At 71.4% G+C, this 22,700-nt stretch carries 19 protein-coding genes; 9 read left to right on the top strand and 10 right to left on the bottom strand.

The window, feature by feature from the left end:
- Window position 1: 1 nt before the first annotated feature.
- Window positions 2–436: a YchJ family protein gene (locus ACQPWZ_RS30480; protein ID WP_328862308.1), complete on the bottom strand. Its 435-nt coding sequence runs from the start codon at window positions 434–436 to the stop codon at window positions 2–4.
- A gap of 114 nt (window positions 437–550) precedes the next feature.
- Here ACQPWZ_RS30480 and ACQPWZ_RS30475 point away from each other — a divergent pair, with 114 nt between their 5' ends.
- Window positions 551–2,335, top strand: a complete 1,785-nt coding sequence (locus ACQPWZ_RS30475; RefSeq protein ID WP_433572937.1) for a hydroxysqualene dehydroxylase — start codon at window positions 551–553, stop codon at window positions 2,333–2,335.
- A 30-nt stretch (window positions 2,336–2,365) separates the two neighbouring features.
- On the opposite strand, the gene ACQPWZ_RS30470 is transcribed toward ACQPWZ_RS30475, so the two are convergent.
- From ACQPWZ_RS30470 to ACQPWZ_RS30455, 4 genes are all read right to left on the bottom strand, one after another.
- Window positions 2,366–5,674, bottom strand: coding sequence for an NACHT domain-containing protein (locus ACQPWZ_RS30470; RefSeq protein ID WP_433572936.1), 3,309 nt, complete (start codon window positions 5,672–5,674; stop codon window positions 2,366–2,368).
- A 167-nt stretch (window positions 5,675–5,841) separates the two neighbouring features.
- Window positions 5,842–6,414, bottom strand: a complete 573-nt coding sequence (locus ACQPWZ_RS30465) for a hypothetical protein (protein WP_433572935.1) — start codon at window positions 6,412–6,414, stop codon at window positions 5,842–5,844.
- 213 nt (window positions 6,415–6,627) lie between these two features.
- Window positions 6,628–7,530: a LamG-like jellyroll fold domain-containing protein gene (locus ACQPWZ_RS30460; protein ID WP_433572934.1), complete on the bottom strand. Its 903-nt coding sequence runs from the start codon at window positions 7,528–7,530 to the stop codon at window positions 6,628–6,630.
- An 85-nt stretch (window positions 7,531–7,615) separates the two neighbouring features.
- A complete protein-coding gene (locus ACQPWZ_RS30455) occupies window positions 7,616–9,067 on the bottom strand; it encodes a PQQ-dependent sugar dehydrogenase (RefSeq protein WP_433572933.1) in 1,452 nt (483 codons plus the stop codon).
- A 226-nt stretch (window positions 9,068–9,293) separates the two neighbouring features.
- Here ACQPWZ_RS30455 and ACQPWZ_RS30450 point away from each other — a divergent pair, with 226 nt between their 5' ends.
- On the top strand, window positions 9,294–11,201 hold the full coding sequence (locus ACQPWZ_RS30450) for a M64 family metallopeptidase (protein WP_433572932.1): 1,908 nt from the start codon (window positions 9,294–9,296) through the stop codon (window positions 11,199–11,201).
- Between the two features lie 152 nt (window positions 11,202–11,353).
- On the opposite strand, the gene ACQPWZ_RS30445 is transcribed toward ACQPWZ_RS30450, so the two are convergent.
- Both ACQPWZ_RS30445 and ACQPWZ_RS30440 read right to left on the bottom strand, forming a co-directional pair.
- Window positions 11,354–11,590, bottom strand: coding sequence for a DUF397 domain-containing protein (locus tag ACQPWZ_RS30445; RefSeq protein WP_313943006.1), 237 nt, complete (start codon window positions 11,588–11,590; stop codon window positions 11,354–11,356).
- Window positions 11,591–12,451, bottom strand: a complete 861-nt coding sequence (locus ACQPWZ_RS30440; protein WP_340476462.1) for a helix-turn-helix domain-containing protein — start codon at window positions 12,449–12,451, stop codon at window positions 11,591–11,593.
- A gap of 124 nt (window positions 12,452–12,575) precedes the next feature.
- Between ACQPWZ_RS30440 and ACQPWZ_RS30435 the strand changes: the two genes are divergently transcribed.
- The 3 genes from ACQPWZ_RS30435 to ACQPWZ_RS30425 are packed head-to-tail and all read left to right on the top strand — an operon-like array spanning window position 12,576 to window position 13,839.
- Window positions 12,576–13,067, top strand: a complete 492-nt coding sequence (locus tag ACQPWZ_RS30435; protein ID WP_356703301.1) for an ATP-binding protein — start codon at window positions 12,576–12,578, stop codon at window positions 13,065–13,067.
- Window positions 13,061–13,480 carry a hypothetical protein gene (locus ACQPWZ_RS30430; protein ID WP_405574128.1) on the top strand — a complete coding sequence of 140 codons (420 nt, stop codon included), beginning with the start codon at window positions 13,061–13,063 and terminating at the stop codon, window positions 13,478–13,480. The genes ACQPWZ_RS30435 and ACQPWZ_RS30430 overlap by 7 nt, the downstream gene beginning before the upstream one ends.
- Before the next feature lie 59 nt (window positions 13,481–13,539).
- Window positions 13,540–13,839 carry a hypothetical protein gene (locus ACQPWZ_RS30425; RefSeq protein WP_340476460.1) on the top strand — a complete coding sequence of 100 codons (300 nt, stop codon included), beginning with the start codon at window positions 13,540–13,542 and terminating at the stop codon, window positions 13,837–13,839.
- Between the two features lie 213 nt (window positions 13,840–14,052).
- Here ACQPWZ_RS30425 and ACQPWZ_RS30420 read toward each other — a convergent pair whose 3' ends face one another.
- Window positions 14,053–15,558 carry a M28 family metallopeptidase gene (locus ACQPWZ_RS30420; protein WP_433572931.1) on the bottom strand — a complete coding sequence of 502 codons (1,506 nt, stop codon included), beginning with the start codon at window positions 15,556–15,558 and terminating at the stop codon, window positions 14,053–14,055.
- A gap of 191 nt (window positions 15,559–15,749) precedes the next feature.
- The gene (locus ACQPWZ_RS30415) at window positions 15,750–16,673 is read right to left on the bottom strand and encodes a transcriptional regulator (RefSeq protein WP_340476458.1); all 924 of its coding nucleotides are present in this window, start codon (window positions 16,671–16,673) and stop codon (window positions 15,750–15,752) included.
- A gap of 380 nt (window positions 16,674–17,053) precedes the next feature.
- Between ACQPWZ_RS30415 and ACQPWZ_RS30410 the strand changes: the two genes are divergently transcribed.
- From ACQPWZ_RS30410 to ACQPWZ_RS30400, 3 genes are all read left to right on the top strand, one after another.
- On the top strand, window positions 17,054–17,713 hold the full coding sequence (locus ACQPWZ_RS30410) for a helix-turn-helix transcriptional regulator (protein WP_356703297.1): 660 nt from the start codon (window positions 17,054–17,056) through the stop codon (window positions 17,711–17,713).
- A 78-nt stretch (window positions 17,714–17,791) separates the two neighbouring features.
- Window positions 17,792–18,322 (top strand): toxin-antitoxin system, toxin component, encoded by a 531-nt coding sequence (locus tag ACQPWZ_RS30405; RefSeq protein WP_340478072.1) that lies wholly within the window; start codon window positions 17,792–17,794, stop codon window positions 18,320–18,322.
- Between the two features lie 21 nt (window positions 18,323–18,343).
- Window positions 18,344–19,603 (top strand): ROK family protein, encoded by a 1,260-nt coding sequence (locus tag ACQPWZ_RS30400; protein WP_340476456.1) that lies wholly within the window; start codon window positions 18,344–18,346, stop codon window positions 19,601–19,603.
- Window positions 19,604–19,792: 189 nt separating this feature from the next.
- Here ACQPWZ_RS30400 and xylA read toward each other — a convergent pair whose 3' ends face one another.
- Window positions 19,793–20,962 (bottom strand): xylose isomerase, encoded by a 1,170-nt coding sequence (gene xylA, locus ACQPWZ_RS30395; RefSeq protein ID WP_340478071.1) that lies wholly within the window; start codon window positions 20,960–20,962, stop codon window positions 19,793–19,795.
- A 177-nt stretch (window positions 20,963–21,139) separates the two neighbouring features.
- On the opposite strand from xylA, the gene xylB reads away from it, so the two are divergent.
- Window positions 21,140–22,618: a xylulokinase gene (gene xylB, locus ACQPWZ_RS30390; RefSeq protein ID WP_433572930.1), complete on the top strand. Its 1,479-nt coding sequence runs from the start codon at window positions 21,140–21,142 to the stop codon at window positions 22,616–22,618.
- The last annotated feature ends 82 nt before the right edge of the window (window positions 22,619–22,700 follow it).

Below are 22,700 nucleotides of genomic sequence, written 5' to 3'. Positions count from 1 at the left end.
GTCAGTCGAGGAAGGTGCCGTCCACGTAGACCCACGCGCCGTCCTGCCGCTCGAAGGTGCTGCGCTCGTGCAGCGCGCCCCGCTTGCCGTGGTGCCGGTAGCGGGCGCGGAACGTGACCAGGCCGGAGGAGTGGAACGGGCTGCCGTCGATCGTCTGGAGGATCTCCAGACCGGCCCAGTGCATGGCGGGGTCGAGTTCGAGGTGACCGGGCCGCGTGGCGGGGTGCCAGGTGCGCAGCAGGTACTGCGTGTCGAGCAGGACGAAGGCGCTGTAGCGCGAGCGCATCAGCAGCTCGGCCGTCGGCGCGGCGGCGGCGCCCGAGTGGTACCGCCCACAGCATTCGCCGTAGGGGGCCGGCAGCCCACAGGGGCACGGAGATGCGGCGGAGAAGGCGGGCTCGTCGGTGCGGCGGGAGCGGGAGCTGCGTCGGGACATGGGTCCATTTTCCAGCCATTGAACGAATGGGCGCACGTGTGGCTTCCGGGTCATGGGGGATCTCCGTATGCTCCTGCGCCGGACGCGACTGTTACCGTCGGTAAGGGGTTGGGGATGGACCGGGTGGGCAACTCACGACGCACCTTCATGGCCGGGGCGGCAGCGGTCGGCGGTACGGCAGCACTGGCCACGACGGCCGCGGCGGCTCCGGCCGCGGCCGCCGGGCACACCGCGGCCCGTGCCGCACAGTCGGTCGCCGTGCTCGGCGGCGGGGTCGCCGGTCTGACGGCGGCGCACGAACTGGCCGAGCGCGGGTTCCGGGTCACGGTGTACGAACGCAGGGCGCTCGGCGGCAAGGCGCGCAGCATGGACGTGCCCGGCAGCGCGAAGGGCACCAGAAAGCCGTTACCCGCGGAGCACGGCTTCCGCTTCATTCCCGGCATTTATCACAACCTCCCGGACACGATGCGGCGCATCCCCTTCCCGGGTAACCCGAACGGCGTGTGGGACAACCTCGTGGCACCCCCCGAGATGTCGTTCACGCGCACCGGCCGTGAGGATCTGCGGATCCCGCTCCCCTGGCCGGGGCACAAGCCCGCCGATCTCACCCTGGACGAGATCCGCCGCGCGCTGACCGCCCTGCTGGACACCGCGCTGGGCATCCCGCCGCTGGAGACCGCGTACTTCGTCAACCGGGGTCTGGTCTTCCTCACGAGCTGCGCCGAGCGCCGCGACGCCACCTGGGAGGCCACGCCCTGGTGGGACTTCATCGGGGCCGGCCGGATGAGCTACGACTACCAGCGCGTCCTCGCCATCGGGCTCACCAGGAACATCGTCGCCACCAAGGCCGAGGAGGCCAGTACGCGCACGGTCGCCACGCTCCTCGAGGCGTTCGCCTTCAACGCGCTCGGCAGGGGCGCCGACGGGCCGCTCGACCGGATCCTCAACGCCCCCACGAACGAAGCCTGGATCGACCCGTGGGTGGAGCATCTGACCGGGCTCGGCGTGGAGTTCCGGGTGGGCTGGACGGTCCGGGACGTGACGTACGGCTCCGGGAAGGTCACCTCCGCGGTGATCGAGGACCCGCAGGGCGTGCGCCGGACGGAAACCGCAGACCACTACATCTCCGCGATGCCCGTGGAGCACGCGCGCCGGACCTGGGGCGCCGGGCTCCGTGCCGCGGATCCGCAGCTGGCGCGGTGCGACCGGCTGGAGACCGACTGGATGACGGGCATCCAGTTCTATCTGACCGAGAGCGCGCCACTGATCGACGGGCATCTCAACTGCATCGACTCCCCATGGTCCCTGACGGCCATTCAGCAGGCCGGGCACTGGCCCGACCGCGACTTCCCGGCCGACTACGGGGACGGCGTGGCCGTGGACTGCGTCTCGGTGGACATCTCGGAGTGGGACCGGCCCGGCATCCTGTATGGCAAGACCGCCAAGCAGTGCACCCGCGAGCAGGTGGCCCGCGAGGTGTGGGCCCAGCTGAAGGCGGCCCTCAACGACACCGGCCTGGTCGTGCTCAAGGACAGCACGCTGCACTCGTGGTTCCTGGACCCGGGCGTGGACGGCATCGGCACCCCCCACCCGACCAACGACGACGAACTGCTGATCCACCCGGTCGGCACTCTCCACAACCGCCCGGCGGCCGTCACGAAGATCCCGAACTTCTTCCTGGCGGGCGACTACGTCTCCGTCGACATCGACCTCGCCACGATGGAGGGCGCGAACGCCTCGGCCCGCGCGGCGGTCAACGGCCTGCTGGACCGCGTCGGTTCGACGGCCGCCCGGTGCACGGTGAAACCCCTCTTCAGCGCTCCGGAAGTGGAGGCGCTGAAGCGCCACGACCGGACGCGGTACCGGCTGGGCCTGCGGAATCTCTTCGATCTGGGCTGAGCCTGCCGGGCCCGGAGGGGCAGTACCGCATCACCCGGATCCGGGCTGTCGCGCCGCCGAGCCGTTGACGGACCTGCGCGCCCGGTCGAGGAGTTCGGCGGGGACCGGGCTCAGGTCGTCCTCGGACAGGGTCGCGAGCAGCCGTGCGACTTCCGGGCGGAGCCGTTCCTCGTGCCACGGGTTCTGCGACCACAGGCCGAAGAGCCTCGCGGGATACGCGCGTCCGAGGGCGTCGGCGTAGATGGCGGTGTACTGCTGGAGGGTGGCGTCGCAGGGGTGGGCGTGCAGGGCCGTCAGGCCCGCGGTCACGGCCAGGGCGAGGCCTTCGGTGTCCAAGCGCTCGATGGCGGGTGCGTTCAGTACGGCGCAGACGACGGCAGGGGGCAGCAGGGCGGCGTCCGTGACCAACTGCCCGAGGACGAGACGAGCCGTGCGCCCGAGCGACTCCTCGTCCAGCGCGCTCCACGGTTCGAGGAACGTCGCGCAGTGCTCGTACAGCGCGGCCAGTTCGCTCCCCGTCGCACCGAGGCCGCTCGCGAGCCACAGGGCCGTGAGACCGTGGGCCACCGAGGTGGCGGCACCCCGCGGGGTGGCCACAAAGGTGGTGACGGCGGGGCCCAGCCGGCGGAAGAGGGGGTCGACCGCGTGCAGCACGACCCCGTCGTTGGTACCGGCCGACACCGCCAGCTTGTGCCGGATCTGGTCCGGGTAGGGCCGCGCCCAGCTGATCCTTCTGTTGCGGTCCGTGCTCCCCGGCGGACGGCCGTACAGCCAAAAGGCGTCCACCGGCTCCGGGGAGTCGAGCAGGTCCTCGGCCGGCCTGATGTCGAGCTCCCCCCGGCCCTCGTGCCAGGTGTGGCGCAGGCTCAGGGCCAGGGCGAAGTCCGTCCACTCCGGTTCGGTGAAGGCCGACCGCCACAGCAGCACCCGCCGGTGCCAGGTGCCCGGAGGATTGTCGTCGTCGGGGTACAGCTCACCGGCCCGCATCCCGCCGGTGACCAGCAGCGTCAGCATGATCAGGTTGGCCTCGTAGAGACCGTGGCGCGACGACGTGGCCCGGAAGGCGGGCCGGTAGTCGGCGAACCGGTGCTCGGTACGGCCCCAGTGTTCGGCCATGACCGTGACGAGGAGTTCGCCGAGCCTGGTCCGGTCCTCGGGGGCGATCCCGCGGATCCTGGCGCCGACGAAGCGGAGCATCTGGCGGGAGGAGAGCGGCGCGTAGGACAGCAGGACGTACAGCAGGTCGTCGTCGACCCGCACGCGTCCGACCGCGAGCGCGGGCCGCTGGTCGAGCAGTCCTTCGAGGAGCTGGACGGCGAGCCGTGCGGCGAGGTATTCCCCGAAGGTCGCGTGCAGGAACTCATAGGTCGTCAGCCGCTGGTCGTCACGGCTCGCCTGGGCGCGCTGGACGAAGAAGAACCGGCCGAGCGCGATCTCTCCCCGGTTCAGGGGGGCGCGGAAGCCGTCTCCGGGCGGCTCGGCCCGGCCGAGCAGTGCCGCCAGATCCTGCTCCGCCTCGGTGGTGGTGATCCACTGGCGGCGGCGGTTCAGCATGCCGAAGGAGATCAGGGACAGGCGCTGAAGCTCCTGTTCGGCCCGCTGGACCAGTTCGGTGGCCGTCCACGCCTCGGCCGACTTGCCCACTTCGCGGACCGCGAAAGAGACCAGCAGCTGTTCGTAGAGCTCCGCCTCGCCGAGCGGCTCGTCGTCACCCGCCGCGCCCTGAAGGGCGTTGGCTGCGCCGTCGTACAGCGCGAGCATCATCAGCAGGAGCGGCTGGGAGGCGAGCACCCGGTGGCGGGCGGCCACGGCCGCGGTCAGCGGCCGCAGTCCGCGCTCGGTCAGCCCGGGCTCGTTGAGCCGGTTCCACACCGCCAGCCAGCGTTCGATCTGGCGGCGGCTGAAGGGTTCGAGCCGCAGGGCGACCGCGCCGTCCGGGTAGCGGGCGCGGTCGGCGACGGCGGTGCGGCTCGTCACCAGCGCGAACACGGGCCGCCCCTGGTCGGCTTCGCGCTCCTGGAAGCGGGCCACCCGGATCAGGAAGTCGGACTGACTGACGCCGGTGGCCTGGAGCAGTTCGTCGAAGCCGTCGAAGAGCAGCACGGGCACCGCGCTGCCGGCCGCCCGGACCAGCTCGGGCCAGGACACCCGCTCGCCGGTCGCGGCGCGGACCGCGTACTCGATCTGGTCCTGGACGTCCGCGTCGGCGGGTATGTCGCGCAGCACGACCCGTACGGGCAGATATCCCGCGGTGGGAAGGCGGGCGGCGAGGATCTTGGTCAGCACGGACTTCCCGGCACCCGGCTGGCCGAGGACGACCAGCGGGGCGGTCGTCGCGGCGACGGAGGTGAGGACGCCGGCCAGATATTCGGTGAGGTCGGACCGTACGGGCTCGGACTCCCACCACCCTTCCTCGGCCGGTCCGTGAGCGCCGTCGAGTACCGCACGGACCCGGAAGTCGGGGTCGACGTATCCCTCGCCGAGCTCGGGGATCGTCATGTCCGCGGACGCCTTGACCTCGGAGAGGATCGGACGGGGCAGAGCGGCGCGGTAGCCGGTCGCGAGGGCCGCCGCAGCGTGCTGAAGCGGTCCGGGGGCACTCAGTCCCGCGAGTACGGTCTCGATTCCGGCGAGTGCCTGACGCACCGTCACGCGGGTTGCCTGATGATCGACCCGGCCGGTCCAGAACCCGAACTCAGGTACCTCCAAGGCCAGTTGTGCGTAGAGCTCCTCGTACCGGCTCACGGCGAGATCGTTCAGTGGATGAGTGATGGCGTCCACGGCGGTGGCACGGCAGCGCTCGTCGAGCCGGTCCCAGACGGCGAGCCCTTCGACGAAGCCCACCAGCCGCCCGGAGCACGAGCAGTACCAGCGGTGGATCGCGCGGACGGCGTCCTCGTACGGCAGGTGCGGAGCGGGCTGCGGCACCCCGGCGGACAGCAGCGTCGCCAGGAACCCCTGCTCGTCCCCGGCACCGGACAGCGTCAGCTGTTCACGACGGGTCAGTTCCAACTGCTCGAGGCGGAAGGGCAGTTCCAGCTCTCCGAGTGCCTCGAAGTACGCCGTGACCACCAGTACGGTGTGCGCGGCGGCCAGTAACTCGGTGCGTGAGGCGCGATCGGCAGCGCCCAGATTCCCGCGGAGTCCCGACGTCAGATCACGCCCCAGGCGCAGGATCCGCCCCTGGGCGTCGAAGACGCTCAACACCGCGTCGCTGACTCCGCCGGTCGCCATGGACAGCGCACCGCCGAGCGCACGGTCGGCTGCCGCGAGCCCCGCGCTGTCGCCCGTCAGAATCGCCACCGCGTCCTGGTAGCCGAGCAGTCCTCGTCCCCGCACCGCATCCCCCGGCCGTGTCGTCCTCACCCAACGGGTAACGGTCTATCACGCCGGGGAACGCACAGGTTCGCCTCCGTACCGGCCCGGCCGGTCGCCCTTCTGGTTGCGTGTGCCCGATGCGCTTCCGGTTCCTCGCGCGCCCCGGCTCTCCACACGTCCCGGGCGGCTCAGCGGCTCAGGTCCGCTCCCGGCGTCTCCCTCTGGATCGGTCCTCGCGGACGGGGCGTGGTGAAGACGGAAGGACGGCCGGCAGGAACGGAAGGGCGCGATGCCTCGGTGTTTGCTTGCCAGAGGGTGGTTGCCTGCCAGAGCAGTACGTTCCGCCGTCGCTCCCAGCGGGCCGCCCGCTCGGCCCGCAGCAGCGGATCCACGGCCCAGAAGAAGGGGAAGACCGGAGCCAGCGGCGCGACGAAGGCGAGAGCCACCGCGATCACCGTCCACACACCGAAGGCGACGGCCTGGGACCTGGCCCGCCGCCAGGGACCGGCCGCTCGCCCGGGCACGGCGGCAGGATCGGCGACGGGCACGGCCGCGCGGAAGAGCGCGACATCGCCGCCCTGGAGCAGACCCGTCGTCGAGATCGCTCCCCACAGCGCGCCCCAGCCCACCAGCGCCGCGAGGAACCACCGACCCGGCAGCTGTGCCGGGTCGTTGAGCGTCGCGCTCACCGTCAGTCCGATCACGCCTGCGGACACCACGATCCCCGCCGACGTCAGGTGCTTGTGGACGAACCTCTCCATCGCGACGCCTCCGCGCTCCGGATCGCTGCCCACCGCGAGCGGGCACTCGCTGTCACGGTGCCCGCGTGGACAGGCCACCCGAACCGCTCCGCAGTCCCGTTCGCCCAGTGTTCAACAGCGCGGCATCCGCCGTCGCCGCCTCCTCCTCACCGGTTGCCGTCGCGCTGTTCACCGTCGGGGCCGGCGGCCTTCGCCCTGAGCTCCGGCGGCCCCTTACCCGGTCCGTCGGTACTGGGCCCTCACCTCGTCCGGTACGAGGGCGCGGTCGAGGAACATCAGGTCGTCCATCCGGCAGTCGCAAGGATTGCCCTCCCTCGTGTTCTGCGGATAGCTGCCACCGATCTTGATCCCGCGCGGGTCCGTCGGCGAGACCTCGTCCGGTTCGGGCGGGCCCTCGATGGCCCACGGGTCGCCGCTGAGGGTGTAGAAGCCGGTAACGGCATGGCCGTTGCGGTAGAGCGCCATGGTGCCGTCGTCGTAGTCGAAGGTGGCGGCGAGGTGGACCCAGGTCCCGCGGGGCAGCAGCTTCTGCCAGTCGGCGTCGGCGGCGAAGGTCTGGGAGCTCCCTCCGTCGACCCGCCGGCCGAGGGCGACGACCCGCATCACACCGTCGACGTTGATGAGTTCGAGCAGAGCGCGCACATCGTGGCCCTGCGAGGTGCCGGAGAGCACACCCGCGAGCCCGATGGCGCCGTAGCGGTCGTCCGGATCTGCGGAGCCGGAGTTGGGGGCGGGGTTCTCGCCGGTCATCTTGAACCAGCCCATGACGGTGGCCTCGCGGGCGCTGTTGAACGCGTGCAGGGTCGGCACGCCGTTCGCCCCGTACACCCCCGCCTTCCAGTCGTCGTTGCCCGCCGTCGTCGGCGAGATCTGGCGCGTCCGGAGGACGTGACCGCGCCGGTCGTCCCACGTCCGCATCGCCTGACCGCCGTTGACCAGCTGGATGTCGGTGCCGGAGGAGCCCCGGTCGCGTTCCCACGACGGGTTGCCCCGCACCGGATGCCCGAAGTCGTAGTGGGCGACGAGATGGTGCCGCAGCGACGGCGCGACGGGTTCGGACTGGGCGGTCGCCGCCTCGGGGGCCAGGGTCAGCGGGAGCAGTGCCGCCGCAAGCACTGTCGCGAGGAGAGCTCTACGGCCCCTGGGCGCCCGGCGGCGCGCCTCGCGACGTCCGCCGTCGGCCGCCGCGCGCCCGGCTCGGTCACTTCGCATCCGATACCTTCCAGATCGTGCCGTTGGCCTTGGACAGCACATACAGCTCGCCCGCGCGGTCGATGCCGAACCGCAGGTCGACGCGGCTGTCCCCGGCGAGCGCCCGCATCGAGGTCGGTGCGCCGGCGGCGTCGAAGACCTGCACCTGGACGGTCTCGGCGAGCGGCCGTCCCCGGCGCATGTCGCGGACGTCGGAGACGAAGAGGCGCCCGCTGACACCCTCGGAGTAGAGGTACTTGCCGTACAGCTCCGGCACCTGTCCGCCGCGGTAGACGAAGCCGCCGATCAGAGCGTTGCCGCTGTCCGAACAGGGCTTGTCCGGGGGCGGGTTGTGGTCGAAGGCCGCCACCGGATACGTGTAGCCGTACCGCGCGTCGTCGGCGGGCAGCGGAAAGACTCCGCAGGTGGGATTGGCGTCCTTGCGGTAGGCGAACGGCCCTTCACGATTGCTCCAGCCGAAGTTGTCACCGGCTCGCGCCTCGTACACCGACTCGATGCGGTGCTCGCCGATGTGGCCGATGAACATCTGGTGCCGGCCGCCGGTGTCCCAGCTGAAGCGGTGCGGGTCGCGCAGTCCGTACGCGAAGATCTCGCCGAGCTTGCCCGGCTGCCCCACGAAGGGGTTGGAGCGCGGGATGCCCCACTTGCCGCCGGGCGCGTTCCTGCCCAGCGGGTCGATCCGCAGGATCTTTCCCTGAGGCGCCGTCAGGTCCTGCGGGACCGTGCCGCCGACACCGGCGGCACCGTCCCCGGCAGCGATGTAGAGCAGCCCGTAATCCTTCTCCCCGGGACGGGCGTTGGGGTTGAAGTTGATCTCCTGGACGGTGTGGTACGTGTTCAGGAAGCCCAGCCGCATCACCTCGCGACGGGTGCCGCTGAAGGTGGCGGCGCGCGGGTCGTCGGCGGTCCACTCGGTGATCACGCTGTGGATCCGGGTGCCGGCGGGGTGGGGCAGGTCGGGTGTCCTGTCGGTCAGCGCCGCCCGGGCCTCGGTGTGGACGGTGTAGAAGATGCCGTTCCTGGCGAAGGCGGGGTGGAAGGCCACGAACCCGAAGCCGCTGCCGAGACCCTGGTGCGACCAGAAGTCGCTGCCCGCCGCGGCGCCCACGTCGAGGTACTCGTGCGAGCGGCCCTGGCGGTCGAGCAGGTAGAGCTTGCCGTTGAGGTCGGGGACGTACAGCCGCCGGGAGTGGTCGGGCAGTTCCCCGAGGTGGTTGATCCGGGCCCAGCGCTTGAGTCGTCCGTCCGTCGGCGGGGGCACGGACTCGCTCTTCGGCAGCGTGGCGAACTCCTCGAGCACCAGACCGTGCCGGGAGACCGTCGGATCGGGCAGGGGGTCGGGGATCGGTGTGTCGTCCTGGGCGAGCGCCTCGGGCGCGACCAGCGCCATCAGCAGGGCACCCGCACACAGCGCCAGCCGGCCTCTTCGTAACTGTGGCATCCCGTTCACCTCATCGGTTGGGAGTGCATAGAAAGCGCTTCCCGAAAGCGCTTGCGCCAAGCTACAAAGAGGGGCTGGGGGGCGGCAAGGGGTACGGAACGAGCAATACGAGCCATGCGGGGCATCCAGCCGGCCGACCGCGCACCATCGCAACGGCATTCGGCCATCACACGGTCAACTCATCTGTCTTTACGGCCCGTTGAGCCTGCCCCTACGCTCCCGCCTCATGACCTCACCCGGTACACGACCACGAAGAGCGACGCTGCTCGCCACCGCGGGCGCCCTGCTGGCCGGCTGTCTGCTGGCCGCCGCCGACCCGGCCACCGCCGAGGAGGCGCCACCGGTCACGGAGGCCGCGACCGTCGTCCCCGTACAGACCACCGGTCCGGCCGACAAGCGCTTCAACATCGTTCTCATGGGCGACGGTTACACCGCCGACGAGATGCCCGCCTTCCGCGCCGACGTCGACAAGCACCTCAACGTGCTCTGGTCCGTCGAACCCTTCGCCTCCTACCGCTCCTACATCAATGTCTGGGCGGTGGAGGTCCCCTCGGCCGAGTCCGGGGTGGACTGCGACCCCGGGCTGGAGTCCCCGCGCCGCGACACCGCGCTCGGCATGGGCTTCTGGGGCGGCTGCAACGCGGGCAGCGTGCAGCGCCTGCTCACCGTGAACAGCGGGGCGGCGAGCGCGCTGGCCGACCTCGTGCCGGGGTCGGCGGACGCGAACCGGCAGATCGTCGCGCTGGCCAACAGCGACACCTACGGCGGCGCCGGCGGCACGTACGCCACCGCCTCCGGCGGCAACGCCCTGTCCTCGCTGATCACCCCGCACGAGATAGGCCACTCGCTGGGCAAGCTGCAGGACGAGTACGACTACTACGGGCGCGGCGTTCCCGGCGGCACCCACGAGGGCGGCGAGCCCGGCTCCGCCCACCACACCGTGCTCACCGAGGACCAGATGACGCAGCAGCGCGCGAAGTGGTGGCGCTGGCTGGGCGAGAAGAGCGAGTCGGGCGGTGTCATCGGGCGCCACGAAGGCGGCATGTACGCCACGAAGGGCGTCTGGCGGCCCAGCAAGCACTCGATCATGAAGACACTGGGCTACGCGTTCGACCAGGTGGGACGCGAGGTGATGGTCCAGAAGATCTCCGGCAAGGTGAACCTCCTCCAGGGCCACACACCGAACACCGGGCCCGTCGGCGACGACCGCACGGTGTGGGTCGAGACGCTGCATCCGGTCGGCGGCGAGCTGGATGTCGTCTGGCGCCTGGACGGCCGCCCGCTGCACCGGGCCGGCGACGTACGCACGCTGGACCTGCGCGACCTGCGTCTGCCGCGCGGCACCCATGAGCTGACCGCGACGGTCACGGACCCGACGCCGTTCGTGCGCGACCCGGCGATCCGCGGCTCGTCCGCCCTGACACGTACCGTCACCTGGACGGTGGACACGGCCGTGACCACCCCGCCCGAGGCGGTCCCGGCCGCCTTCACCGGTCACACGGACACCGGAGCCCCGGTGGGCTCGGAGGCGGTCGTGTACGCGGACACGACGCACCCCGCGGACCGCGCGCTCGCCGTGCGGTGGAGCATCGACGGCCGCCCGCTGGCCGACTCCGGCAACGATCGCGATCTCGACCTCGGCGCGCTGCGGCTGCGTCCGGGCAGCCACCGCCTCACCGCGCGGATCGCCGGGACCGCCACCACGCTGAACTGGACGGTGGACGCGAGCCCGGCGAGCAGCCGGTACGCACTGTCCGAGCCCCTGCGCACGGTCCACCGGCCGGGCAGACCGGTGGAGTACGTGTACGACGGCCCCTTCACCATGAAGCTGACGGCCCGCGACGACCGGGCCGGGCACGTCGTCTCGCAGTTCCGGGTCGACGGCGACGGCTGGCAGACGTACTACGGCTGGCCGACCGACGCCGACGCACCCTTCCGCTTCACCCCCGGCGGCACCGTCATCGACGATCTCGTCTACGGCAAGCTCGGCGCCTCACGCGCCGTGCCCTGGGACGACGCGACCCCCGACTACGGAACGCACACGATCGAGCACCGCACGATCGACGCGGCCGGGAACGTCTCGGCGCCGAAGGCGTTCCTCGCGACGCTGGTCCCGCCGGGCACCACCCGCTGACTCCCGCCCGGGAACAGCATGTCGGCGGCGCCCCGCGGGGCGCCGCCGACATGCTGTTCGTGTGTCTGTGTACCGGCCCAAAAGCCCTGGCAGGCGAAGCTGAGCATCGAAAAAGCGCAGGTGGGAGAAGGTGGGAGGGGTCAGGAAAGTGATCAGGTGAGGAGGAAGTCCGCCTGCCCCGACTTGGCCCCCTGGATGAAGGCGGCGATCTCGCTGGAGGTGTAGATCAACGCGGGCCCGTCCGGATCGGCGGACTGGCGCACCGCCACACGGCCGTCGGCAAGCTTCATGGTCTCGAAGCAGTTGCCGCCGTTCCCGCCGCTCCACGGCTTGTGCCAGCCCACCTCGCCCAGGTCGGCGGCAGGCATGCCGTTGTATATGTGATCCATTCACAGCTCCTTGCGGAGATCGCCGAGGATCTCCTTCGTGCGTTGCGCAGTCGCGGCCTGAGCCGCCATGCGGTCCAGAACCTCCAGATGCGAGGCCACTTCCGGGCGCGCGTCGAGATAGACGGCACCGGTGAGGTACTCGCTGTAGACCATGTCCGGGAGTTCGGGGACAGCGAACCGGAACAGCACGAACGGCCCGTAGGTGCCGGGGTGGTGTCCGGTCGAGAACTCCGCGATCTGCAGGGTGACGTTGGGCAGTTGGGCGCCTTCGAGCAGCCGGTCGATCTGCGCTCTCATGACGCCGGGGCCGCCGACGGGTCTGCGGAACACCGTCTCGTCCATGATCACCCACAGCCTGGGGGCGTCGTGCCGGGTGAGGAGGGCCTGCCGCTCCATCCGCAGCGCCACATGACGCTCGATGTCCGCGGAGTCGGTCCCTCCGACGGCGCCGCCGAGCATGATCGCCCGTGCGTAGTCCTCCGTCTGGAGCAGGCCGGGCACGAAGTGCGGCTCATACGCACGGATGATGCTGGCCGCGCCCTCCAGGCTGACGTACATCGAGAACCAGCCAGGCAGCACATCGTGAAAGCGCTGCCACCATCCCGGCTTGTTGGCTTCCTCGGCCAGCTCTATGAAGCCGCGCGCCTCCTCCTCGTGGATCCCGTATGCGTTCAGCAGAAGCTGGACATACGGGATTTTCAGGGCAACCTCGGCGGTCTCCATCCGGCGAATGGTGCCCGCGGCCACACGAAGAACCTTTGCGGCTTCCTCGCGCCTCAGCCCGGCTCGCTCGCGCAGATCCTGCAAGCGCTTGCCGAGTACGACCTGCCCCACGGTGGGGGCGGACCGCGGTTCACTCACTTCGAGACCTCCCCACGTGCTGTTGCGAGCAGTGTGCCACGCGCCTGCATGGATGAATATGCCCACTCTGAATTTTTCAGAGTGGCCCTTGCCAAGGTGACTATTACAGCGGGACAGTGGTCCGGTGAACCTCGACGCGCTCCTTGCCCCACTCTTGGACCCGTGCTCAGAGGCCGACCACCATCGGTACGGCTTCGAGCTGCCGGCGCGCGTCGAATTCGTCTCACGGGCCAGAAAACTCACCCGTGAGCGCCTGCAGTGCTGGGGCATACAAGGCGATGTCCATGACACGGCCATGCTGGTCGTCAGCGAGCTCGTCACCAACGCGGTGGTGCACGCGGACGGTCACCTGGTCTCCTGCGAACTTCTCAACGACGTCGAACACCTGCGGATAAGCGTCCAGGACCAGGGATGCACACCCACCGGCCCGCATGTGTGCCACGCCGTGCAGGAGGAGGAGCGCGGACGCGGACTCCTGCTGGTCGAGTCCCTGTCCACCTCCTGGGGGGCACACGTACCGAACCACGGCGCCGGCCGGATCGTCTGGGCGGAGCTGCCGCACGTGGACATCCCCTACGGGGTGGACTTTCCGCGCGGGGCGGCGAGGCCGTGCTGAGAAATCTGGCGACGCTCCTGGTCCGGGGCGGCAGCCGAACGAGGGCGCACGGGCTGACCCGGCTCGAGCTCCCGCCCAGTGTCGTACCCACCCTGGGCTGCGACGCCGTGGGCGTGCCCGCGCGGCACGGCTTCCGGATGCTCGGCCGGCTGCCCCGCAACGGCTGCGTGTTCGCCGACACCGACTGGTGGTGGTGGATCGTGCCGGCCGGCTCCGACCAGGAGCTGACCTGGCCGCTGCCATCGCACTACGCCGAAGGAGCGTGCGTACCGGCCGTGAACCCGCGGCTCATCCGGCGGCCCGACGACTCCAGTCCCTACACACCACCGATTCCGCTGTACCTGGTCGCCTGCCAGCTCACCGGCACCGCTCCCCTGTGGACGGCCGGCGTCGGCAGCGTTCGGAGCGCATGAGCGGCGCACGTCTCGGACCCGACCGCCTGAGCGGGGACGAGACGACTAATCTTCCCGACATGTCAGAAGCAGAAGCCAGTTCGAGCCCGGAGCGGCAGGGGCTCACACCACGTCAGGCACGCCGCGTCCGGATCGTGCTCTCCGCGCTCATCATGATCGCGGTCGGTCTGACACTCGTCCTGCGGCTCGGCAGCACACACTCCGTCCTGACGATGGGGTTCTACGGGATCGCGCTGATCCTCTCCGGCAGCGCACTGGTCCTGAGCAAGCAGGGGCGTACACGGGTGGCCACAGCGGTACTGGGCGCGGGAGTGGCCGTCGTGGTCGCCGCCGAGTGGGCGGTCGCCGCACTGCGCTGAGCCGCCGCGACGAAGGACAGCCCGGCGACGGCGAGCCGGGGACACAGACCAACGGGGAAATGGGGGGATGGGGAAGAGGCCACGACCCTGCCTGGGGGAAGGGCGGGGACATGGCCTCGCGGGGCGGGGCCCGGTCCCGCAGGGCGCTGGGGGCGTTCTGCGGGACCGGGTCCCGAACGGTTCTCGGCTCCGGAGCCCTGACCCGTCCGGTGTTCAGCGCTGCGGGGCGGGGAACGCGACCGGACTGCGCAGACCGGCCCGGTTCACGGCCCGGACACCGAAGAAGACGTTGTCCTTGGACAGATCCACGGTGTGCCGCGTCGTGTCGCCCGCCCGCACGACGTGGGTCCACTCCGGATCGGTGGTCTCCCGCCAGACGACCTCGTAACCGGCCAGATCGCTCTCCTCGCCCCGCTCCCACACCAGCTCGGTCGCGTTCGTCAGCGCACTGGTGAGGATCTTCGCGCCCTTGGGGGTGCCGGGCGCCTGGGCCAGGGTCCACACCGCGGCGGCGTTGACCTTCGCGACACGGGCGATGTAGGCGAAGTCGCAGAACTCCGGAAGGTCCCCGTACTGCTTGCCGTCGACCACCTTCACGTCCTGGTGCTGATGCGCGTAGTCCTCGGCCGGTTCGGTGAACCGGGCGGCGGGGAAGCCCCGTTCGAGGTACGGGATGTGGTCGCCGCCCCGCAGATAGCGGTCTCTGCGGTAGACGACCCGGACGTGCGTGTCGGTGGCGTCGTTGTCCGCGACGTCCCGCACGAAACGGGCCAGCTGGCGCGACCGTGAGTCGTTCTCGCCGCCGACCGACTGACGGGTGGCCGCCTCGGCGGGGGTCTCGGAGGTGGGCACGCCCTCGGCGAAGAGCCGGACGGTGTGCGGATCCCGGCTGCCGTCGTCGGCCGTCGGACTGCCCACGATGTCGTCGGTGAACATGCCCTGGAGATCGACACCGGCCGACGCGAACGTCCGGGCCATGTGAGCGGCCCCGTACAGCCCCTGTTCCTCACCCGCGACGGCCGCGAACACGAGGGTGGCGGCCGGGCGCCGCTTCGCGGTCACCCGGGCGAGTTCCATGGCGACGGCCACACCCGAGGCGTCGTCGTCGGCGCCGGGTGCGTCGCCCACGGAGTCCATCACATCGGTGGCACGTGAGTCGTAGTGTCCGGAGACGACGTAGACGCGGTCCGGGTCCGTCGAACCGCGAAGCGTGGCCACGATGTTGGTGAGCCGGGTCGCCACGGGGATACGTGAGGCCGGTTCCTGGATGTAGCTCTGGAGCTCCACCGTCATCCGCCCACCACTGGCAGCCGCGTACCGCTTCAGCTCGGCGAAGATCCAATCGCGGGCCGCGCCGATGCCACGCTTCGGGTCGTCCTGGCTGGAGAGGGTGTGGCGGGTGCCGAAGGAGGCGAGCTTGCGCACGGTCGCCTCGATGCGGTCGGTGTCGATCTCCGCGAGCAGGGCCCGCAGTTCACGGGAGGGGCGTTGCGCGGTGGCGGGGAGATCCCGGTCCGGGGTGCGACCGCGCCGCACCGGGGCGGTACCTGCGACGGTCTCCTCGGTGACGGCGGGCGCGGCGGCCGCGGGCGTCGCTCCGGCTCCGGTCAGCGTCGCGCCGAGCGTGACGGTGCCGGCCGTGGCAGCGAGGACCGATCTGCGGCTGGTGCCAGGGGGGAGGGCGTGATCACCGGTGGGTTCTGGCGTCTGCTGCGACATGAGGTCATGGTCGTGGCGCTACGGGCACCTGACAAGGGCACGGGCGGGGGCCGGACGACGGGCTCGGCGGGGCCTCGCCCGGTACGGCAGAGGGCACAGCCCGTCTGTTACGCCTGTTGCCGCGGAGGGCGCGCAGCCCCCTTGCCGCCTCCACGCCGGGCCCGCCCGCGACGCGTCGGCGCTCTCGGCGCTCAGCCGCCGGCGACCGCCCGCAGATGCGGCTTGCCGCGGCGCGCGGACGGCGGCGCCGCGCTCCGGTGTTCGTGCAGCACCAGCGTCATCCGGGTGAAGCCCCGGTCCTGGAGTGTCGCGGGCGTCTCGTCGACGATCCGGCAATCCGTGTGGCCCCAGCGCGGGTCCGGGTGGTGCAACGGCCGTACGGCGCCGTCGTGGTGGACGGCGGCCGCACCCGTGATCCGCATCCAGTGCGGCAGCCCGCACCGATAGGCGGCATCCATGATCGGATCGTCGGCGATGTCGTCACGAATGGCTTGAAGGACCCGGTCGTCCTCGTACCTCTCGAGCGCCGATTCCAACTGCGCGAGCAGCGGCAGGCACCAGCTCGTCTCCCGGTCGCCGAGCACGGTGCCCGCGTCCGGATGGAAGAGGACGAACCGCAGGAAGTTCTGGTCCGGCATGGCCGTGGGGTGCTCCCCCACTCCCCGGAACAGCGCGTGGAAGGCGGGGTTGACGTGCGCCACGTCCCAACGGCTGTCGAAGAGGACCGACGGCAGCGGCACGGCGTCCATCATCGCGGCGTAGTCCCGCAGATACGCCTGCGTCTCCGGGTCGTGCGGCTCGGCCGGCGAGGACGGCTCGGCGGGCAGCGCGGGCGCGGGCACCGGTACATAAGGACGCACAGGCCCGGACGGAAAGGCCGGTCCGGACGGCCGCGCGGGCCCCAGCGGAGCTACGGGCGTAGAAGAGGCCCACAGTTCGGGCGAGGCGTAGGGGGGATCGCGGTCGACGGCGAGGCGGAACAGCCAGCCGCCCTGCTGGTCCGTCATCTCCAGCGCCTTGACCAGCGCGGAGAGCTTCTCGTCGGTCCATTCCTGGGCCGGTGTGCGCTCCCAGCTGCCGTAGGCGCCCGTACTGATCTCCAGCCGTGCCGCCACATCCGCCACACTCAGCCCGAGCTCTTCCCGGCGCCGTCGGAGAACGTCGGTCAGCCGTCGCGACCGGACCGTGCCGCGGCTCGTCGCCGCACACGTCCGTCGACCATGGACACCAGGCCGATCAACGCCCGCCTCATGTGTCATCGAGAACGCCACCCTTCTCGAAGTCCCGCTGCGGCAGCGCCCTTTGGATCTTCACCCCGCCTGGCGATCCTGCTACCGCGGGAGCAGCCATGTCAACTATCGTGGCATTCCGCGCCGTAGAGCGTTCAGATCGCGCCACAGCTGTGGCAAGACCTGGCTGTATTTCCTCGAAGCGGTTAATCTCCGGGCAGCCAACTGTGTGCGGAGCGACCTCGCGTGATCTAGGAGACCTACTGGTGACAGACGGCTTCTCGGTTCCGGGCCCGGCAGCCGCAGGCCCCTTGGCGGCGTCGGTCGCCCGCGTCGCCGAACTCGCAGGCAAGCTCGGACTCAGCCACGGCGAGGTCCTCGACGTGCATCAGCTCTCGGAGGCCTCGGGCGTCCCCGCCGATGTGGTCGGCTCACTGCTCGACGGCCGTCCGGCCGGCGAACCCGATCTCCAGACACGCTTTCTGCAGCGCTTCGACCTTCTGCGCAGAACCCGGCTCAAGCCGAACGGCCGCCGGTACACGCAGCAGGAGATCGCCGACGGCGCCGCCATGTCACGTCAGCAGGCAGGTGCTCTCATCAACGGCGACCGTCGCCCCACCATGGAGCACTGCGATGCGATCCAGAGGTTCTTCAAGGTCCACGCGGGCTTCCTCACGGCCGAGGACGCGGACGCGCTCAACGGTGCGTTGCAGCGCACCGAGCAGCGGCTGCTTCAGGACTATGCCGGCGAGGGCGACCCGCTGGAGCGCCTGCTCCAGGACCATGGAGTACGCGGCATCGCCTGGCGCGCGGCCCAACTGCCCACCGACAAGCACCGGGACAAGGTCACCGAGTGGCTCGACATGCTGCTGGAGAGCGTCAAACCGACCTCGCCGGCGGATCCCTCCGACCCGACGGACCCCTGATTTCAGGCCAGGCTCGACACCGCACGTGTGCGCACAACCGCTGACGGGGAGAGGAGAACGGTGAGCATAGGCAAGGAGATGCGCCGGCTGTGCGGCGAGCTGGTAGCCGGAATCGATCTGCCCGCCCCCGCGGCACCCACCGATCTCTACGGCGCGTTGTGCGGCGTGATGAGCAAACGCCGCGGCCGGCCCGTGCGTTACCGCACGGCCACCTTTCCGCCGGGCACGGCGAGCGGCCTGTGGCTGGACATGACGGACCAGGACCTGATCGTCATCGAGGAGCGCACCGCGCCCGACCACCAGTTGGTCATCCTCGGCCATGAGCTCTGGCACATGAAGGCCGGGCACTGCACCCACCATGTCGACGGCGCGGCGGTCGCCGCACGGCTGCTCTCCGACGAGGCGGACCTTCAGGCCACCGTCCTCAAGGTCGCGGCCAGGACCCGTTTCGACCAGGCCGAGGAGAACGAGGCGGAGAGCTTCGGGCTGCTGCTCAGCAGCAAGTGCCGCTCCTGGCTGGCCGGTTCGGCGGGCCGCGGCCCTGTCAGCCGCGACGGTCTCGCCGGACGGATCGAGGCGTCCCTGGGATATCGCGGGCCACAGGGCTGATTCGTGGAACCACCCGCACGCGTGACACTGCCCGGCCCGGTGGGCCGCACACCGCTGGAGCCCAAGGCCGACAGGGACACCGTGCGACGACACAATCTGAGCCTGGTGCTGCGAGCCGTGCGCGAGGCCGGTGAGGTGACGCGGGCGGGGGTCTCCGCCCGGGTGGGCCTGACCCGCGCTGCCATCTCCTCCCTGGTGGAACAACTACTGGAGAGCGGCTTCCTCTCGGAGTCCGGCAAGACCTTCAGCGGTCAGGCCGGCCGCCCGGGCACGGTGCTCAAGGTCGCCCGCACCGGAGTCGCGGGGATCGGCGTCGAGATCAACGTCGACTATGTGTCCGTGTGTGTGGTGGACCTGGCGGGCACCGACCGGGTCCGGCTCGTCGAGCACCTCGACAACCGCGGCGCGACGCCCGCCCGGGTGCTCGCGCGCGCCGCGGGTATCGCGGCCCGCGCGCTGACGTCCGCGGCCGAGCAGGAGCTCCAGCCGGTCGGCGCCGCGCTGGCGCTGCCGGGCCTGGTCGCCGCGGGCACCGTGCGGCAGGCACCCAACCTCGGGTGGAGCCAGGTCGCCGCCGAGCTCCCGTTCGCCGACGCGCTCGCCGCCCTGCGCCCCGGGCTGCCCGCGCTGCCGGTCCGTTCGGAGAACGAGGCCAACCTGGCGGCGCTGGCCGAGCTGTGGTTCGGCGGCCTCGGCGCGATGCGGACCTTCTTGTATCTGACGGGTGAGATCGGTGTCGGCGGCGCCCTGGTCCTGGACGGCGAGCTGCTGCGCGGGGCGCACGGTTTCGCCGGCGAGATCGGACATGTCGTCGTCGCGCCCGACGGTCCGGAGTGCCGCTGCGGCTCGCGCGGCTGTCTGGAGCAGTACGCGGGTCAGTCCGCCCTGCTGCGTGCCGCGGGCATCGACGAGACGAACGGCGCGGTGGCCGTGGCGGAGCTGGAGCGACGGGCCCGGGCGGGTGAGGCGGCAGCGCTGAGCGCCCTGGAGCGTGCCGGGGCGATGCTGGGCCGGGTGCTGTCCGGTGCGGTGAACCTCTTCGACCCGGACGCCGTGGTGCTCGGCGGGATCTACCGTCCCCTGGTGCCCTGGCTCGCCCCGCCCGCCGGTGCGGAACTGGGCGGACGGGTCGTGTCGGGCCTGTGGCCGGAGGGCGGCGACCGGCTCCGGGCGTCCTCCCCCGCCGCGGACGCCGCGCGGGGTGCCGCGGCGCTGGTGGTGCAGGACGTGCTGACGGACCCGGTGGCGTACGCGATCACCTCGGTCGCCGGGCGGGCCTGACCGCAGCCTCCGCCGGACGGGCCTGATCTCGACCCCCGCCGGGCGGACCTGCTCTCGTCCTCCGCCGGACGGGCCTGAACAGCCCCGGCCCGCCCGGCCCGTCCAACCTGTCGAGCCCACCGGGCGGGCCCACCCGGCCCGCCCGGCCCGCCCGGAGATCCGCAGCTCCGGGCAACGCCCGGTGGACGGTCAGGCCACCCCGAGGAGGTGGTCCATCGCCAGCTGGTCGAGCGCCTCGAACGCCATGCCCCGCTCCGCCGCGGCCGTCACGTCGAACTCCTCGAACGCCGACCGGTCCGCCAGCAGTGCGGCCAGCCCGTCCTCGGCGGTCGGGAGGACCAGCTCATCGAGCCGGGCGGCCCGCAGCGCCTCCTGCACCGTCGGGTCGGACCGGAACGCGGCGGCCCTCTCCCGCAGGATCAGGTAGTTCCGCATGCACCCGGCCGCGGACGCCCACACCCCGTCGAAGTCCTCCGTCCGCGGCGGCTTGAAGTCGAAGTGGCGCGGCCCCTCGTAGCCGCCCGTCTCCAGCAGGTCCACCAGCCAGAACGCGGACCGCAGATCGCCCGCGCCGAAGCGCAGGTCCTGGTCGTACTTGATGCCGTTCTGCCCGTTGAGGTCGATGTGGAAGAGCTTCCCCGCCCACAGTGCCTGGGCGATGGAGTGCGGGAAGTTCAGCCCGGCCATCTGCTCGTGCCCGACCTCCGGGTTCACGCCGTACAGCTCGGGCCGCTCCAGGCGCTCGATGAAGGCCAGCGCGTGGCCGACGGTGGGCAGGAGGATGTCGCCGCGCGGCTCGTTGGGCTTGGGCTCGATGGCGAAGCGCAGGTCGTAGCCCTGCTCGGTGACGTACTCCCCCAGCAGGTCGAACGCTTCCTTCATACGGTCGAGCGCGGCCCGCACGTCCTTGGCGGCACCGGACTCCGCACCCTCGCGCCCGCCCCAGGCGACATAGGTCTGCGCCCCGAGCTCGGCCGCCAGGTCGATGTTGCGGATCGTCTTGCGCAGGGCGTAGCGGCGCACGTCCCGGTCGTTGGACGTGAAGCCGCCGTCCTTGAAGACGGGGTGGGTGAAGAGGTTGGTGGTGGCCATCGGCACCACGAGACCGGTCTTGTCCAGCGCCTGCCGGAAGTGCTTGATGTGGGACTCGCGCTCGGCCTCGGTCGCGCCGAAGGGGATCAGGTCGTCGTCGTGGAACGTGACGCCGTACGCCCCCAGCGCGGCGAGCCGCTGCACGGACTCGACGGGGTCCAGAGGCGGCCGGGTCGCGTCCCCGAAGGGGTCCCTGCCCTGCCAGCCGACCGTCCAGAGGCCGAAGCTGAACCGGTCCTCGGGGGTGGGGGTGAAGCGTTCCGTCATCGCCATGACCGCCTTCGATCCACAGTTTGTTTTCTGGCCTTACTAATAATGCACTTCCCCCGCCCATCTCTGAAGCCCCGCAACACCTGTTCCCCGGGCATGGGTTGACGTAATTTGTTTCTCCCACGGCCAAATAGGCCCTGGACGGGACCGGTCCCGGACGGAGAGGTGGAGGCAATGCCGACGCAGGCTGTCGTCATCGGCGTGGACAGCTCGACCCAGTCCACCAAGGCGGCGTTCATCGAAGCGGCCACCGGCAGGACACTCGCCGTCGGCCGCGCGGCCCATCAGGTCAGCGGCGACCACGGTGCTCGTGAGACCGACCCCGAGGTCTGGTGGAACGCCCTGCGCGAGGCGGTGGCCATCGGGCTGCGGGAGTCCGGCGTGTCCGCCTCCGCCGTGACGGGCATCGCGGTCGCCGGACAGCAGCACGGTCTGGTCGTCCTGGACAGCAGCGGCCGTCCCGTGCGCCCGGCGCTGCTGTGGAACGACACCCGTTCGGCCCCGCAGGCCGCCGCGCTCACGGAGGCGCTCGGCGGCCCGGAGGCCTGGACCGCCCGTACCGGCTCGGTGCCCGTCGCCTCGATGACCGCCGCGAAGTGGCAGTGGCTGCGGGAGAACGAACCGCGCGCCGCGAAGGCCACCGCAGCCGTCCGCCTCCCCCACGACTTCCTCACCGAACGGCTGTCCGGCAGCGCCGCCACCGACCCCGGCGACGCCTCGGGCACCTGCTGGTACTCCACCGCGACCGGCGCCTACGACCCGCGGCTGCTGGAGCTCGTCGGACTGGAGGCGGATCTGCTGCCCGAGGTCGCGGAGACCGGCGCCACCCGTGTCGGCTCCCTCATCGACGCGGCGGCCGAGGACCTCGGACTGCCCACGGGCATCGCGGTCGCCGCCGGCACCGGGGACAACATGGCCGCGGCCGTCGGGCTGGGGCTCGGCGGCGCGGGGCTGCTCGACCATCCGGCCCTGAGCCTCGGCACGTCGGGAACGGTGTTCGCGGCGACCCGCACCCGGCCCGCCTCACCGGTCCTCGCGGGCTTCGCCGCCGCCGACGGCACGTACCTCCCGCTGGCCTGCACCCTGAACTGCACCCAGGCCGTCGACCGGATCGCCTCTCTGCTCGGCCTGAGCCGGGACACGGCGGAGGCGGGCGGCGAGGTGGTCCTGCTGCCGTACCTCGACGGGGAGCGGACACCCGATCTGCCCGCCGCCTCAGGACTCCTGACCGGCCTGCGGCACACCACCAGCCGCCAGCAGATCCTCGGAGCGGCCTACGAGGGCGCTGTCGTGACCGTGCTGCGCGCCCTCGACGAGGTGCTGCGCGCCTGCGGCACGGACCCGGCGGACGCGGACGTCGCCTCGCGCCCACTGCGTCTGGTGGGCGGCGGAGCGCGGGGCAGGTACTGGGTGGAGACCGTACGCCGCCTCTCCGGACGGCCCCTGCTGATCCCCGAGAGCGACGAACTGGTCGCCGTGGGAGCGGCGGCGCTGGCGGCGGCAGCGGCATCGGGCGAGGACCCGGTGGCGCTGGCGAGTCGCTGGCAGGGTGGCCGCGCTGCCCACCTTCCGCCGGTGGAAAGGGACATGGAGACATGGGAGCGGGTCTCGGAGGTGCTGGAGCGGGCGACGCCGACGTTGCTCACGCGCTGATCCGCGACAGGCGGGAGCCGGCTCGGGTGGCCGGCGGCCGGTCCGTTCGGTCAGCCGGCCGGACGGCACCGGCTACTCCGCC

Origin of the sequence: Streptomyces sp. CA-251247 (assembly GCF_050952975.1) — a bacterium.
GTDB classification, from domain to species: Bacteria; Actinomycetota; Actinomycetes; order Streptomycetales; family Streptomycetaceae; genus Streptomyces; species Streptomyces achmelvichensis.
Note: the sequence above shows the minus strand (reverse complement) of the source record. Positions and strands in the feature narration are given on the sequence as shown.

Coding starts and splice junctions, on each gene's coding strand:
- ACQPWZ_RS30480 (WP_328862308.1), bottom strand. CDS start 436: ATGTCCCGACGCAGCTCCCGCTCCCGCCGCACCGACGAGCCCGCCTTC.
- ACQPWZ_RS30475 (WP_433572937.1), top strand. CDS start 551: ATGGACCGGGTGGGCAACTCACGACGCACCTTCATGGCCGGGGCGGCA.
- ACQPWZ_RS30465 (WP_433572935.1), bottom strand. CDS start 6,414: ATGGAGAGGTTCGTCCACAAGCACCTGACGTCGGCGGGGATCGTGGTG.
- ACQPWZ_RS30455 (WP_433572933.1), bottom strand. CDS start 9,067: ATGCCACAGTTACGAAGAGGCCGGCTGGCGCTGTGTGCGGGTGCCCTG.
- ACQPWZ_RS30450 (WP_433572932.1), top strand. CDS start 9,294: ATGACCTCACCCGGTACACGACCACGAAGAGCGACGCTGCTCGCCACC.
- ACQPWZ_RS30445 (WP_313943006.1), bottom strand. CDS start 11,590: ATGGATCACATATACAACGGCATGCCTGCCGCCGACCTGGGCGAGGTG.
- ACQPWZ_RS30425 (WP_340476460.1), top strand. CDS start 13,540: ATGTCAGAAGCAGAAGCCAGTTCGAGCCCGGAGCGGCAGGGGCTCACA.
- ACQPWZ_RS30420 (WP_433572931.1), bottom strand. CDS start 15,558: ATGTCGCAGCAGACGCCAGAACCCACCGGTGATCACGCCCTCCCCCCT.
- ACQPWZ_RS30405 (WP_340478072.1), top strand. CDS start 17,792: ATGCGCCGGCTGTGCGGCGAGCTGGTAGCCGGAATCGATCTGCCCGCC.
- xylA (WP_340478071.1), bottom strand. CDS start 20,962: ATGACGGAACGCTTCACCCCCACCCCCGAGGACCGGTTCAGCTTCGGC.
- xylB (WP_433572930.1), top strand. CDS start 21,140: ATGCCGACGCAGGCTGTCGTCATCGGCGTGGACAGCTCGACCCAGTCC.